10 protein-coding genes are annotated in these 14,559 nt (G+C 43.6%); 5 read left to right on the top strand and 5 right to left on the bottom strand.

The window, feature by feature from the left end; all coding sequences use genetic code 11:
• Window positions 1-299 precede the first annotated feature (299 nt).
• From ABFW99_RS14325 to ABFW99_RS14310, 4 genes are all read left to right on the top strand, one after another.
• Window positions 300-2,045 (top strand): Rne/Rng family ribonuclease, encoded by a 1,746-nt coding sequence (locus tag ABFW99_RS14325; RefSeq protein ID WP_349355592.1) that lies wholly within the window; start codon window positions 300-302, stop codon window positions 2,043-2,045.
• Window positions 2,046-2,100: 55 nt separating this feature from the next.
• Window positions 2,101-2,649, top strand: coding sequence for an ATP-dependent protease subunit HslV (hslV, locus tag ABFW99_RS14320; RefSeq protein ID WP_349355593.1), 549 nt, complete (start codon window positions 2,101-2,103; stop codon window positions 2,647-2,649).
• 1 nt (window position 2,650) lies between these two features.
• A complete protein-coding gene (hslU, locus tag ABFW99_RS14315; protein WP_349355594.1) occupies window positions 2,651-4,060 on the top strand; it encodes an ATP-dependent protease ATPase subunit HslU in 1,410 nt (469 codons plus the stop codon).
• 172 nt (window positions 4,061-4,232) lie between these two features.
• A complete protein-coding gene (locus tag ABFW99_RS14310; protein ID WP_349355595.1) occupies window positions 4,233-6,128 on the top strand; it encodes a S41 family peptidase in 1,896 nt (631 codons plus the stop codon).
• Window positions 6,129-6,213: 85 nt separating this feature from the next.
• Here the strand turns inward: ABFW99_RS14310 and ABFW99_RS14305 are convergent, their stop codons facing one another.
• Window positions 6,214-8,094 carry an AMP-dependent synthetase/ligase gene (locus ABFW99_RS14305; RefSeq protein WP_349355596.1) on the bottom strand — a complete coding sequence of 627 codons (1,881 nt, stop codon included), beginning with the start codon at window positions 8,092-8,094 and terminating at the stop codon, window positions 6,214-6,216.
• Between the two features lie 119 nt (window positions 8,095-8,213).
• Between ABFW99_RS14305 and ABFW99_RS14300 the strand changes: the two genes are divergently transcribed.
• On the top strand, window positions 8,214-8,720 hold the full coding sequence (locus ABFW99_RS14300; RefSeq protein WP_349355597.1) for a Fur family transcriptional regulator: 507 nt from the start codon (window positions 8,214-8,216) through the stop codon (window positions 8,718-8,720).
• 8 nt (window positions 8,721-8,728) lie between these two features.
• On the opposite strand, the gene ABFW99_RS14295 is transcribed toward ABFW99_RS14300, so the two are convergent.
• The 4 genes from ABFW99_RS14295 to ABFW99_RS14280 are packed head-to-tail and all read right to left on the bottom strand — an operon-like array spanning window position 8,729 to window position 14,280.
• Complete coding sequence (locus ABFW99_RS14295; protein ID WP_349355598.1) at window positions 8,729-10,105, bottom strand: D-alanyl-D-alanine carboxypeptidase/D-alanyl-D-alanine-endopeptidase; 1,377 nt, start codon at window positions 10,103-10,105, stop codon at window positions 8,729-8,731.
• Window positions 10,106-10,140: 35 nt separating this feature from the next.
• Window positions 10,141-11,025 (bottom strand): cell division protein FtsX, encoded by an 885-nt coding sequence (locus ABFW99_RS14290; RefSeq protein ID WP_349355599.1) that lies wholly within the window; start codon window positions 11,023-11,025, stop codon window positions 10,141-10,143.
• Window position 11,026: 1 nt separating this feature from the next.
• On the bottom strand, window positions 11,027-12,997 hold the full coding sequence (locus ABFW99_RS14285) for a putative porin (protein ID WP_349355600.1): 1,971 nt from the start codon (window positions 12,995-12,997) through the stop codon (window positions 11,027-11,029).
• Window positions 12,994-14,280 (bottom strand): competence/damage-inducible protein A, encoded by a 1,287-nt coding sequence (locus tag ABFW99_RS14280; RefSeq protein ID WP_349355601.1) that lies wholly within the window; start codon window positions 14,278-14,280, stop codon window positions 12,994-12,996. Before ABFW99_RS14280 ends, ABFW99_RS14285 begins: the two co-directional genes overlap by 4 nt.
• Window positions 14,281-14,559 lie beyond the last annotated feature (279 nt).

Below are 14,559 nucleotides of genomic sequence, written 5' to 3'. Positions count from 1 at the left end.
ATACCAAAAACAAACTTTGGTGGCATCACTGTCTCACTCTTGGAACGATGCCTCTATCGATTTTTTCTTTTTCTGCGGACTATTAATTACAACCATAACGCAGACTCTCTTTTCTGATTCCGATAAGGAATCCCAAAATAAAACAATTTTAACAGAATTTACTCCCGAAGCAGCCGCTCGACCGTTTGCTTCCAGCCCCCATCTCTTTACTGAGACCGTAATCAATTTGCACCGTAAATTAATGCGATGGTTCGTTTGCAGGGGTTTCAGCGGCTTCCGGGAAAGGAAGAATTTTACTAATGAAGAATCAAATTATTATACACTCTTCGGGCAACCAGACCCGTATCGCGCTTTTAGAAAACAACGAGTTAGCGCAGCTATTCATAGAAACGGAAGAAAACCAGCGTACTGTTGGTAACATTTATGTAGCCCGTGTTCATAAGGTATTGAGTGGAATTCGTGCCGCCTTTATTGATATGGGTACTCCAAAAGATGCCTTTTTACACTTTTCAGATGCCGGCGACCACCTTGATGAATACATCACCAAGCTAAACGGACCGAACGCTATTCCCGGCCACGCTAAAAAAGACATCGAGAATAAAGACAACCTCTCGAATGTTCAAAAACAGGTTTTAGCCGGCAAAATGTTACGTACCGGACAGAAGTTACTGGTTCAAATTGTTAAAGAACCAATCGGCTCTAAGGGCCCGCGAATTTCTACTGATATTACCATTGCAGGCCGTTTCCTTGTGCTTATCCCAATGGGTGATTACATCGCGGTATCCAAAAAGATCGGACATTACAAAGAACGACGCCGACTGAAAGGCATTCTCAACAACATGGTTCCCGATGGTTTTGGAGTGATTGTGAGAACGGTTGCCCAGGGGCAGAATAAAGAAGCCCTTGAAGACGACCTTCGAAACGTACTTAAGAAGTGGGAGCAAATTGTAGATAAACTCGAAGATGCCAAACCCCCTTCCCTGCTCTATCGTGACCTGAATATGACAGAGAGCCTGATCCGTGACCTGTTTGCCAAAAATTACGACCGGGTTCTGATTGATGAACCGGAAATGTATCGACAAATTAAATCCTATGTTGGGCAGATAGCCCCACAAATGGTTCCCAATGTGGAGCTGTACAAAGGCAAGGAGCACATTTTTGACTTCATGAAGGTAGCACATGACGTGAATTCTATCTTCAGCCCGCGTGTACGTATGAAATCGGGCGGTTACCTGATTTTTGAGCAAACCGAAGCCATGTATGTGGTAGACGTGAATTCCGGGCCTTACGCCGCTAAAAAGAAACAAGAGGATAATTCCCTTAAAACCAACCTCGAAGCTGCCAGAGAGGTTGCTAAGCAGCTGAGACTGAGAGATATAGGCGGAATCATCGTTGTTGACTTCATTGACTTGCGGGATGACAAAAACCGTAAGAAAATTTATGATGAGTTAAAGAAGGAATTTGTCAAAGACCCTGCCAAAACCAACGTAATTGGCATGAGCGACTTTGGGCTGGTTCAGATAACGAGACAGCGTATTCGCCCAAGTGTGGTAAATTCTGTATCTAAAGTATGCCCGGTTTGTGGCGGTTCGGGAAATGTGGTTTCTCAGGATACTATTCTTACCGATCTGGAAACCTGGTTAAGCAAGTTTAAGCACAACACCAATTACCGGGCGGTAGATCTGTATGTAAACCCATTCCTAAAATCGGTTCTGACAAAAGGTCTGATAAGCACACACTGGAAGTGGATGGCTAAATTCCGCATCAAAATCTCTCTGATTGGTGATGAAACCGTATCCATGAATGAATTCCGTGCCACACTTGTCGGCTCTGATATTGATATTACGGATATCGTAATGCGAGACGAATCAATAGAAGAAGTACTGGATCGGGAAGGTGAACTCATTGAGCTTGAAAGCGGGAAAGGGAACAAAGAGAACCTGGATATCTCTAAAAAAGAGAGAAGAAACTCAAGCAGATCGTCAGGCCGTAATGACAATTCGAACGGAAGAGACAATTCTAAGTACTATAAGTCTTCTAACTAAGGCTTGGCTTGGTTTTTGTTTTTATCGGTTCAACTATCATTAAAAAATTGAATACATGAGTTTATCTGAACTACACGCAACCACGGTAGTCGGTATTATCCATAACGGAAAAGCCGCTATCGGGAGCGACGGGCAGGCTACCATGGATAAAACCGTGATGAAAAGCACCGTCAAGAAAGTACGCAAACTGCACGATGGTAAAATACTGGCAGGCTTTGCCGGTTCCACCGCCGATGCCTTCACCCTTTTTGAGAAATACGAGGAAAAACTGAGCGAGTATAACGGCAATATGGAAAGAGCCGCCGTTGAGCTTGCCAAAGAATGGCGTAAAGACAAGTTCCTGCAAAAGCTACAAGCTTTGTTGGTGGTAATGAACAATGAAAAAGGATTATTGATCTCCGGTCAGGGTGATGTTATTGAACCTGATGATGAGATAGCGGCCATTGGTAGCGGCGGTTCTTATGCCCTGTCAGCTGCCAGAGCAATGAAAAAACACGCTTCAGAATTATCGGCCGCCGAAATCGTTGAAGAGTCACTACACATTGCAGCCGACATCGACATTTACACCAATCACAACATTACGATTTTAGAAATAGAAGATTGATATGCTAACCATTCAGGAAAAGAATTTAACACCTCAGCAGATTGTAGCTGAGTTAGACAAATATATTGTAGGGCAGAAATCAGCAAAAAGATCTGTTTCCATTGCCCTTCGAAACCGCTGGAGACGACTCAATTCTGATGAAGAAATCAGAGATGAAATTGTACCCAATAATATTCTACTGATTGGGCCTACCGGTGTGGGTAAAACCGAAATTGCTCGTCGTCTGGCTAAATTGGCTCATGCACCCTTTATGAAAGTAGAAGCCTCCAAATTTACGGAGGTTGGCTATGTTGGCCGTGATGTGGAATCCATGATCCGTGATCTGACCGATGTTGCCATCAGTATGGTGAAGCAGGAAATGCAGGATCGGGTTAAAGAAAAAGCCGAACACAAAGCCGAAGAACGAATTTTGGATATCCTCATCCCTCCTGTTAAGAAATCCGGAGTTGGATTCAACAGCAGCTCAAACAGTAATGATTTTGACCCGGAAAAAGCCAGCGATTCCGAACTTAACGAGCGGACCCGCGAACGCTTTCGGGAGAAACTCCGCAACGGAGAACTGGAAGACCGGGAAATTGAAATCGAAGTAAACTCTTCCAAAAACCCGATGATGAAAGTATTTGGCCCTCAGGGTATGGAAGAAATGGGCATAAACCTGCAGGATATGCTCGGTAACCTTGGTAAAGGAAATAAAAAGACCAAGCGTAAACTTCCTATTAAAGAAGCGCGTGAGATCCTGACTGAGGAAGAAGCCGAGAAAATGATCGACCATGAATCGGCCGTTCAGGAAGCACTGGAACGAGTGCAAAAACAAGGTATCGTATTCATAGATGAGATTGATAAGATTGCTGAATCCTCAACCGGAAGCGGCGGCAAAGGCGGACCTGATGTAAGTCGTCAGGGTGTACAGCGCGACCTCCTCCCAATTGTAGAAGGAAGTGCCGTTAGCACCAAACATGGTATCGTTAAAACCGATCACATACTTTTTATTGGTTCCGGTGCCTTTCATGTATCGAAACCATCTGACCTGATTCCTGAACTTCAGGGACGCTTCCCGATCCGCGTAGAACTGAATTCTCTTACAGAGGATGATTTTGTTGATATTCTGTCCAAGCCAAAAAATGCACTCACCAAGCAGTACATTGCCATGCTGGATACCGAAGGCGTGGAAATTGAGTTCAAGGACGAAGCCATTCAGGAAATTGCCCGCATTGCTGCAGAAGTAAATGCATCGGTAGAAAACATTGGAGCACGGAGGTTACACACCATCATGTCCTCATTATTTGATGAACTGCTATTTGCAGTTCCTGATGACATCAACTCCGGTAAAATTACCATCGACCGGGCCTATGTTGATAAGCAACTGGCCGGTATCGTAAAGGACAAGGATCTAAGCCATTACATACTGTAAGAAAATCCATTGTCTTCTTTAATTTCGTAGTGTAACCACAGAAGGCGTTAACTTGTTTTAACGCCTTCTTAGTAATTGTAGAATACTACATTATTTAGTACAATCGTTTGGAATGAAATTATTCGCCACAATTTAGGCTTTTACTACCACATATTGATGTAAGATGATATTTATGCACTTAAAAAAAATACTGTACCCCAACCTTCTTATCCTTTTTATTCTTGCGGCTCTACGCTTTACAGGAGTCGATCCCATTCTCCAAACCGAATCGGATGACACCAAGAATTTGACCAAATATCATCAGGCACAGCGTAGTATTATTGCCAATTATTTCCGGGAACCTGATTTGAATAAGATGTACAAAACCAGCATCAAACGAATGGTTTTGGCTATCAAAGATTCCACCCTTCTGGTGGATGGCACCCCGATTGATACAACTTTCCAGGGTGTTAAGATTAACAGCATCAGAGATTCGTTCTCTAACTTTGAAAAGGCTTATTTATACATTTCCAATAATAGCCCTGATGAAAACATGACCCGGCTTACTGAAGAGGCCATAAAGGGTATGTTTTCTACTCTTGATCCGCATTCGATGTATATCGAACCAGAGGATAATGAGCAAATTCAGGCCGAATTTGCCGGAAAATTTCAGGGTATTGGAGTTCAGTTCCAGGTAATTGAGGATACTATAACCGTTGTTACCGCTATTTCAGGCGGGCCCAGTGATCAACTTGGCATCCGCTCCGGAGACCGTATTATTGCTATCGAAGATTCCTCAGCTATTGGTTTTACCAACGAGATGGTCGTAAACAGGCTTCGTGGTGAGAAGGGATCTAAAGTGAAGGTGACAGTGAAACGGCCGAATGTTAGGCAGCCGATCAACTTTGTAATCACCCGTGATGACATCCCTCTTTATACCGTTGATACTTCTTACATGCTGGATGATAACACCGGGTATATTAAGATAAACCGGTTTGCAGCTACCACACATGATGAATTCATGCAAGCTGTGAAAGAGCTTGAAAAAGAAGGTATGGCCCGAATTGTGCTTGACCTTAGGGGAAACCCGGGCGGTTACCTGAGTCAAGCCATTGCTATAGCCGAAGAGTTTTTCCCACAAGGAACTGAGCTGGTTTCAACAAAGAGCAAAAACAGTCGTTTTAATGGTGAATATTTTTCCCGTAAAGACGGAAAGCTCAAAGAAGAACCTGTTATTATCTTAGTGGACGAAGGGGCTGCATCTGCCAGTGAAATTGTAAGTGGAGCAGTTCAGGATCACGATCGGGGACTTATTGTCGGTAAACGAACATTTGGTAAAGGCTTGGTTCAGCAGCAGTATGAGCTTGTTGATAAGAGCAGTGTCCGTGTTACCATATCCAGATATTATACCCCTTCAGGGCGCTTGATCCAGAAACCATTTGTAGAAGGCGGAGAACAATATGCCTATGAAATTTATCGCCGAAATGATGCTATGAATGACGCTTCTGAATTTATTGATCACGTTCCGGATTCACTGAAGTATTCAACCGATGCCGGTCGAACCGTGTATGGCGGTGGCGGTATTGTTCCTGATTATATCGTGCCTTCAGACACAACCACTTCTGCCTATGTATTCAACTTTTCCATCCGTGAGCGCGCTTCCTTCGATTATGTGCGCTCTTTCCTTGATGAACAGGGCGATGCATTCCGCAGCGAATGGGAAAACAATTTTGAGGGGTTCCGAAATAACTTTGAATGGGACCAAAAGCACATTGACGGTGTTAAATCACTGCTTATGGAACGTGGAATGGTAGTCACAGACACGGTAAACGCACCGAAGTTCCAGAACGATTCCCTTTTTGTTCCTAACGGGCATTTTGAAGAGATCTCTTACCTGGTTGAAGGCAGGATGAAAGCTGAACTGGCCCGGCAGATTTGGGGTATGCAGTACTTTTATCCAATTGCCAATGATATCTTTGACAAAACCCTGAAGGAAGCTATGACACTCTGGGATGCGGTTGCCAGACTGGAAGCATTGGCCAGCGGCAAGCCTGAAGCCAGCATTGGTAACATTCAGAACCAGAACTAACCTTTCCGATACAGAATTAAAATAAAAAAAGGCCTCAAATGAGGCCTTTTTTGTTGGTTGTTATAAATTTGTTTAACTGCTGACCTTAGTCATCTTCCTTAAAGATGTCCTCAATCAGATGACTGTACTTATCGGAAATCACCCTTCGTTTTACCTTCAGGGTTGGAGTAATTTCTCCTGTTTCCACTGTAAACTCATTAGAAACCAATCTGAAATCACGGATTTTCTCATGAGAGGCAAGGTCTTTAGAGAAGGAGCGCATCTCTTTCTTAAAAACATCTTTTACTTCGTCCAGCTCGATGAGCTCTTCGTTGTTTGAGAATTTGAGCCCCTGCTCTCTGGCAAACTTCCCTACTACTTCATAATCAGGTACTATTATAGCAGCCATGTAATTCTGAGCCTCACCTACAACCACAATCTGATCAATCCACTTACTGGTTTTGAAAAGATCCTCAATCGGCCCCGGATAAATATTTTTACCGCCGGCATTTACGATCATATGCTTAATACGGTCGGTAATCTTCAGGAATCCTTCATCAAATTTGCCAACATCTCCGGTATGAAGCCAGCCATCATCGTCTATCATCTCTTTGGTTGCTTCTTCATTATTCCAGTACCCTTTCATTACGTTCGGGCCTTTACAGAGAATTTCCCCGGCTTCAGAACTTGTCTCGGTAGGATAATCCTCTCCGCTTATCTGCGCCAGAACTTTACCATCCTGCAGGCTTTGTATTCCCACTGTTACTCCCGGTATAACCGTCCCTACCGCTCCTACTTTCTCCTGTCCGGGCTTATTGGCAGCCATTACAGGAGAAGTTTCTGTCAATCCATATCCCTGGAGGATATTCATTCCAGCACACTGAAAAAACGTATCAATTTCCGGAGGTAATGCCGCACCACCCGAAACAAAGAGCCGGACGTGACCACCCGTGCGTTCTTTCAGCTTATCAAAAACAAGTTTATCAGCTATTTTCTTTTGAAGGGAAACCAGCCCTCGCTTTCCTTCTGAGTACTTGCGCCCGGTTTCAACGGCCCAGTTAAAGATTTTCTTTTTGGTGTCACTCCCTTCTTCCACACTCTTAACAATCAGGTTATACATCTTCTCAAAAAGACGTGGCACGCTGATCATAATGGTTGGTTTGGCTTCGGGCATGTTCTTGGATACGGTGTCCACACTTTCCGCATAGTAAACTTCTACACCGGAAGAAATCATGGCATAATAACCTGCCGTGCGTTCGAATGAATGACAAAGGGGTAAAAAGGAAAGTAACCGGTCATTCTCATCCCAGTAAATATGCTGGGTGGCTGCCTTCACATTACTCACAATATTGTGATGAGTAAGCATTGCCCCTTTTGGCTTGCCTGTGGTACCGGACGTATAAATTAAAGTAGCCACATCTTCCGGCTCTACTTCCATCGTTCTCTGCTTGATGGCTTCTTTGTGTTCTTCGAGATGCTTTCCTCCTTCAATGAGCATATCATCAAACATCGTCACGTAATCTTCTTCCATCAAATGCTCAAGTTTGGGAACATCGAAGGCAATAACTTCTTTTAGTTCTTCGCAATTTTCGAAAACCTCCACTGCTTTCTTGAGTTGAAGCCCGGTAGACACGAAGAATATTTTAGCACCTGAATCCTGCAAAATATACTCACACTGTGCCGGCGGTAAGGTCGTATACAACGAAACATTGATGCCACCCACAAGCTGAATAGCAAGATCGATAGCAGCCCATTCATATCGGTTTTCACTTAAAATCCCTACCCGGTCTCCTTTCTCTACTCCTTTTTCAATCAGGTAGGCGGCTATTGAATATACATCGTCAGTAACCTGCCCCCAGTATATAGGCTGGTATTCTGAATCCGGTTTTGGCTTATAGTAAAACTGTGCTTTCTCAGCTCCGTCGTACTTATGGGATAGATTCAAGAATAATTCAGTCAGTGTTTCAAAAGGGACTATTGTAGGCATATTGATTAAATTTATTCCATATAAAACTGCGCCCGAAATATAATACTCTTGAAATCAAAAGCACGGGTTTCAAAAGCAAGTTTACATATCGTATATTACAGTGTAAATTAATTGAAGTTATGGCACATCCAGCACACGAAGATACAGTAAATTTAGTAAAGGAGATTTTTCGCTCCTACCTCAAGGAAAGAAATCAACGGCAAACACCGGAGCGTTTTATGGTTCTGGAAGAGATTTACACCGCCGACGGTCATTTTGATGCCGACGATATTTTCTTCAGAATGAAGGAAGCAGGAACACGTGTGTCGCGTGCAACGGTGTACAATACCCTCGACCTTTTGGTGGAATGTGGCTTGGTTCAGCGCCAGCAGTTTGGAAAAAGCCAGTATTATTATGAGCGTGCCTATGCCTACCAACAGCACGATCATATCATTTGCCGGGATTGCGGACATGTACTTGAATTCTGTGATCCCCGTATCGGAGAAATACAACGTATGCTTTCCGAAATTCACGATATGGACATTGACGGGCATTCCCTGCACTTCTTTGGTACCTGCAGCGATAAAGAAGCCTGTCAAAAAAGACAGAAAAAGGGAAGTAAATTAGCCGACCTGAAAGAATCCTGATTCTCTGATCAATAATTTTGGTGTATAAACCAAAGTATCTTTTCCATCTCTGTCTTCACCACACTTGATGATGAAACGTAGTGGTTGTTCATAAATGAGAAGATCATTTTACGACCTGATGCTGTTATCAGGTATCCACTGAGGCAGTGGTTGTTGCTCAGGGTTCCCGTCTTTGCAAATACATAAGGCTCTCCTCCTTCTCTGTGTGCGTACCAGCTTCTGATAGTCCCCGATTTCCCGCCGGCTGGCAAATGTCGGAACAGTAACGAATCCTGCTCAAACTCTTTGTCTATTAGCTTGAGTAATTCCACCATATTGGTCGGAGTAAACATATTATAGCGAGACAATCCAGATCCATCTCTCCAAACCGGATTTTTACTAAAGTCATCAAAATATTCGCGGGAAACATGTGAAATTACGGCACTCGAATTCATCGGCAGCTCTTGTTCTGCCGCAATGTTCAATAGCAGCTGCTCTGCTAAGAAATTATCACTGGGCTGGAGCATTTTTGTAAGAACCGTATCTTTTTCTCCGCCATATATTCGATCCACATTCTTCGGTTTAATCCTATCTACATAGGATACGGGTCTGTTCAGTGTATCACTTAAAAGATCAGTAATCAGCTGTGGGGTGTAGTGAAAAGGACGGTAACTGGTGTACTGAATGGTATCAGCCTTTGGGCTATACTCAATAGTGTTACTATTGAAATCCCTGAATAAGAACGGCATTTCTTTACCGGGGCGATCTTCGGCCATTTCAACATACGATTTGAAGTATTCCGGCTTGATCAAATACCCGTTTTCATCCTCAGCTATTTTTGTTTGGCTGATTTCCTGAATCTCAATTTCAGCCACATTACCATACATCGGGAGCGGACTTTTTTCCGTCGAATAGTAGTATTGATAATCTGCCCAGGCCCAACCGGGACCCAACAACTCATCTTCATAGTGATTATCTGAGTAGTACAAATCATACGAACTCTCTTTGAGAAAATGGAATGCAGTGGTATCGCTAAAATCAGGATGCAAAAAAGCAGGGTCTCCGGTTCCCCAAAAAATGAGGGAATCTCCGCTTATGATGTAATCCAGAGCCGGGAGCGAATCCGGTAGCTGTTTCAATGCAGCATAAAAGGTAAAGAGCTTTGTGTTGGATGCAGGAGTGAAATATTTGTCAGCATATTGCTGAAATAGCGTAGAGTCTTTCTCAGGATCATACAGAACAAATCCGGTAAAATTATCAGAAAAGACGGGCGATGAATTAAATGCAGCCTCTAAAGGAGAGCGCTGAATTTTTTGGGGAACCGTATCTGAGCTTACCGGCTCTGTACTTTTGCAGCTAATCACAAAAGCCAACGGCAATACGATTAATAATATAGTACGTGTCAAAAAATGCATAACTATTAAAATCTAAATTAATCTGCTTAACCGGAGATATAGGTTTCCTGAATGAACCGACGTGCTGCCCATCGGCTACCCCACCATCCCATCAGCAGGGACAGAACCATCATAGCAGCTACCAGGAAGTACCATCGCCCAAAAGGCCAGCTGAGTGTACCAAGGTCTGCCAGATAAAATGGGATAGCAAATTCGAAAATAAAGAACACACAGATCACGGCCAGCGAACCCGCTATCAACCCCTGCAGGATACCTTCCACAATAAAAGGACTTCGGATGAATTTGTTGGTTGCCCCAACCAGCTTCATAGCACGGATTAAATCACGTTTGGCATAAATTGTGAGTCGGATGGTGTTATACACCAGGATTAAAGCTGCCAGAAGAATCAGTATTGCTATTCCTCCGCCAACAAAGGTGAACGTATTCAGATTCGACTCCATGACCCGCAGCAAAGCCGCGTTGTATTCAATTTCATCCACTCCACGCAAATTTCTAAGCTGCGATACCATTGTTTCAATCCTGTCTGCGCCAGCATCCGTATTCACACTCAAGCGAAAAGAAGCCGGAAGGAAGTTCAGCTCGGCCAGCTCCTCCACTCCGGCTCCGAATTCCTTCCGCATTATAGCTGAAGCACTGTCTTTGGATATATACGTCACCTCCTGAACCAACTCCTCACTCTCCAATTCCTGCCTGATTTGGTTGGTAGTTCGTTCATCCACATCAAAAAGAAATACTTCTACTTCAATCATTTCTTTGATAGACATGGCCTGGTTATAAATATTGAAGCCAATGCGGGTAAGAACCCCCAATAAAAGCACCGCTATAAAAAGGGACAGTATGGAGGTGGTGGCCGCAAGTTTTGCTCTTTTTATTCCTGTAAACCCTTCTTTTACTATGTACTTTACACTCATATTAGTTTCTGAATTGTGCTCTTATTCCTACAATTAACCGTCGCGGAGGCATCGGAAATCCGGCCGCCTCAAAGTAGCCCGCCTGTCCTAATCCGTCAAGGGCATTTTCCCACCTCATTACTACCATTATTCCCCGTACCCGGGCCGAAAGTTCCGCATCCATACGAAAGAATGCAGGAAGCGGCTGATAGGTACTGTTTCCCTGCCAGTAATGTAACTCGGTGTTATATGTTCCCGACGAATAAAAGGTAGGAGATAATAAGGTTTTTACACCAACTTTTAGATAGGCAGCGCGGTCAAATACATAACCTTTAACAAAGGCTGAATTTCTTAGCCAAATTATCTGGTCCCGGTGATTCAACCCGGCAAGCGTACTTGCAGGGTCATCATAATCAAACTGCTGGGCCGATGCTGAACTCTCAATTTCGAACCGGTGGTTTTCGAACCGGGCATAGGCCGTTCCACTCAGCTGTGTAAAACTTCCGCTGTTAGAAAATGTGCTGTCCGGACTTAGAAAAGTGGCATTCTTGGCAGACTTGACCCTCCCCGATACACCCATTGTAAGTGTTGGGAACAAACTCACATCCAAGCTTGCAGCTGCAGAAATACCTTCTTCATTCTCAAGATCGGGGTTACCTGCATAATTCTTAGATTGCCAATACAAAGCCTGCATTGTAGGCATTCGGCTAAAACTTGAGGCACTCACATTCGCACGGTGTTTCCTTGAAATGAGCGCGTTGAACCCTAATGTAAGGTCACTTCCTGAAAACCCGTCACTGCGATTTGTGATTTTAGCTTTACCATACAGTTCAGAACCCTTAACAAATTCAAAAACCAGATTTCCTTCACCTTTTATTTCTGTCCAGTTTCTCTCAGTTAACACAAAGTCATCTTCGGCTACATGATTTAATACTTCAACCTCCCCTCGCATACTCAGTTTGTTCCATGTAAATTTCTTGAACAAGGTTCCGCCAATTGTTCTAAGATCCCAGCCCAAAGTATCTCCGGTAAATCGCAACGATTTTTCGTTATTAGCTATGGATAGTTCAAGTCCACCATCTTCAGCTGAGGCTGTATCACTACGGTGATAAATACCCCCTATTAAATCCCACCTTGTAAACTCAGATTTTCCTGATGTGCTGTTTGGAACCGAAGTGAATTCATCAAATGGAAAAGTAGCCGGGTCACCCACGTTGTACCCAAACGGTTCATCGTTACTCAGCTGATTTCGTAAATACATTCCCCTGATTAAATACCGATCATTCAGGTGATGATACACACGTCCAACCACCTGACTCCCGTTAATTTCACTGTTTGGATAATACCCTCCCCCTCTTCGATCCCAATAAGAAATCTCCACATTAGTCCGCTCAGTAAAATTTTGAGCAACCATAAATTCAAGGTTCCGGTAATTTCCGCTGGCCTCATCATAATTCAGGTAGCTTATCGGTTTAAGGATGTAATAATCCCGCAGCCTTATATCAGAATAATAATTCCCCTCCCACAACTCTGTTGCTACCCCGATTTTTCGATGGGGAACCAGGTTGTAATTAGGCAGTCCTGTAACCGGATTATTCAGTGAAAGTCCCTCCATTTCCAGCTGCTGTTCCAAAGGCTGGTATCCATTTATGTGAAAGGCATCTACCCGGCCATTAGTACCTTGTCTGAATGAAATTACATCGCGGCGGTAGGCCTGAAAATCTCCCCAGTTGGGCCAAATTTGCCATCTCATCAGGCTGTCGTTGGTAATCTGAATTGAACCTGCAGAGCCCATTTCACTCCACGGGGTAACCTGTCCCGACTCTGGTTCTTCCTTCTTCTGAATAGTGGTATCGTTGGGTGAAGCTGTCAGTGAATCAGAGGCCGAAATCTGAGATCGGGTGGTATCAACAGCTGAAGAATCAGCAACCTGCCCTACAGCAGGAATCCAAACCATCAACAACGCGATATGGAGAGCTGTCAGTTTCTTCAAGGAAGTTGCTTTTTAAGATCGTACGGCATTGTTTCAATTTCCTTTAACATTCGCCTTGTTATTTCGAGCAGTACCATTTTTGTTCGCTCTTTATTTATAAGCCGGTCTTTGGAAAACATGGCTTTGATCGCAAAATGGGCTTTATTTTTTTGGTAGTATCCCATCCAAACCGTTCCTACCGGCTTTTCTTTGGTGCCTCCACCCGGTCCGGCAATACCGGTTGTTGAAATCCCGATATCTGTATTCAATTTTTCAGCTACTCCTTTGGCCATTTGAAGTGCCACTTCTTTACTCACGGCTCCAACCGAGTCTAGATCATCCTGAGAAACACCCAGCTGCTCCACTTTCACATGGTTCGCATAAGATACAATTCCGCCATCGAAATAATCACTGCTGCCAGCCACATCGGTAAATGTATTGGCTATAAGCCCTCCGGTACAACTTTCAGCAACCGCAATTTTCATCTCTTTTTGAACCAACAATTCCCCAACGGCCTCACTAATTGAAAGGTCTTTTCCTTCCCCGTAAATGTACTTTCCGGCTTTTTTGTATATGACATCCCTGAGTTTTTGAAGATTCTCTTTTGCTTCTTCTTTGGTTGATCCGCTGCCGTTCAATCTAAGCGTCACACCACCCGGAGAAGGTAAAAATGCAAGGCTTACGCCATTCTCAAAATATCCTGACAAATCCCCCAAAACCTGATCACTCAGCGTGCTTTCCCCTATTCCGGCAGTTTTAATGTAGTGGGAGTACAAATACCCGATATCACCAAAAGCTTCCCGGAGTTTGGGAGCAACCCTCTTTTTCATCAGGTATTTCATCTCGTAAGGAACACCGGGTAGTACCGCAAGGTAACTGCCAGCCTCGAACCACATACCCGGAGCCGTTCCGGCTTTATTGAATAAAACCTCAGCATTTTCCGGCACTTCGGCCTGACTATAATTTGATTTCGAAAAAGGAATATTACGTTTTTCAAAAAGGGATTTAATGTAATCCAGCGATTCCTGATGAAGCTTATACCCCACATCAAACAGCTCAGCTACAGCTTTTTTAGTCATATCATCATGAGTGGGGCCAAGTCCGCCTGTACAAATAACCACTTCAGATTCCTGCATGGCCGCTTTAATGGTACTTTTAATGAGATCAAGTTCATCGGAGATGGTGTGAACCTGTGTCACCTTAAATCCAAGACCGGTTAAAAATTCACCCAACCAGGATGCATTGGTGTTAACGGTATCGCCAATAAGAAGTTCGTTGCCGATGGAGATGATTTGTACTTTCATGGGGCCTAAATTCCGTATAAGCCAGCCCAATTTCCACAGCTATTTGGAGGGTATAGGTTTTAGGTGTTAGGTGTTAGGTAAGTCATACAGAGTGTAGCGATGAAATTATGTCATAAATTGTTTACCAAGCATTAACTGGCAAAGATCCTTCGGCTTAAAATCCCAATCATAATCCTACATTATTTCGCTCTGGATAACCATGACTAACTAAAACCTAACACCTAACACCTTGCCCCTAGCATCTACTCAAAAATCTATCATGTTATGGTCTGAATTACT

Source organism: Gracilimonas sp. BCB1 (assembly GCF_040117685.2).
In the GTDB taxonomy this organism is placed as follows: domain Bacteria; phylum Bacteroidota; class Rhodothermia; order Balneolales; family Balneolaceae; genus Gracilimonas.
The sequence above is the reverse complement of the archived record's forward strand: the minus strand, read 5'-3'. Positions and strand labels throughout refer to the sequence as shown.

What these genes read in the sequence shown, in the direction of transcription:
- ABFW99_RS14325 (WP_349355592.1), top strand. Translation starts at nt 300, where the DNA reads ATGAAGAATCAAATTATTATACACTCTTCGGGCAACCAGACCCGTATC.
- hslV (WP_349355593.1), top strand. Translation starts at nt 2,101, where the DNA reads ATGAGTTTATCTGAACTACACGCAACCACGGTAGTCGGTATTATCCAT.
- hslU (WP_349355594.1), top strand. Translation starts at nt 2,651, where the DNA reads ATGCTAACCATTCAGGAAAAGAATTTAACACCTCAGCAGATTGTAGCT.
- ABFW99_RS14310 (WP_349355595.1), top strand. Translation starts at nt 4,233, where the DNA reads ATGCACTTAAAAAAAATACTGTACCCCAACCTTCTTATCCTTTTTATT.
- ABFW99_RS14305 (WP_349355596.1), bottom strand. Translation starts at nt 8,094, where the DNA reads ATGCCTACAATAGTCCCTTTTGAAACACTGACTGAATTATTCTTGAAT.
- ABFW99_RS14300 (WP_349355597.1), top strand. Translation starts at nt 8,214, where the DNA reads ATGGCACATCCAGCACACGAAGATACAGTAAATTTAGTAAAGGAGATT.
- ABFW99_RS14290 (WP_349355599.1), bottom strand. Translation starts at nt 11,025, where the DNA reads ATGAGTGTAAAGTACATAGTAAAAGAAGGGTTTACAGGAATAAAAAGA.
- ABFW99_RS14280 (WP_349355601.1), bottom strand. Translation starts at nt 14,280, where the DNA reads ATGAAAGTACAAATCATCTCCATCGGCAACGAACTTCTTATTGGCGAT.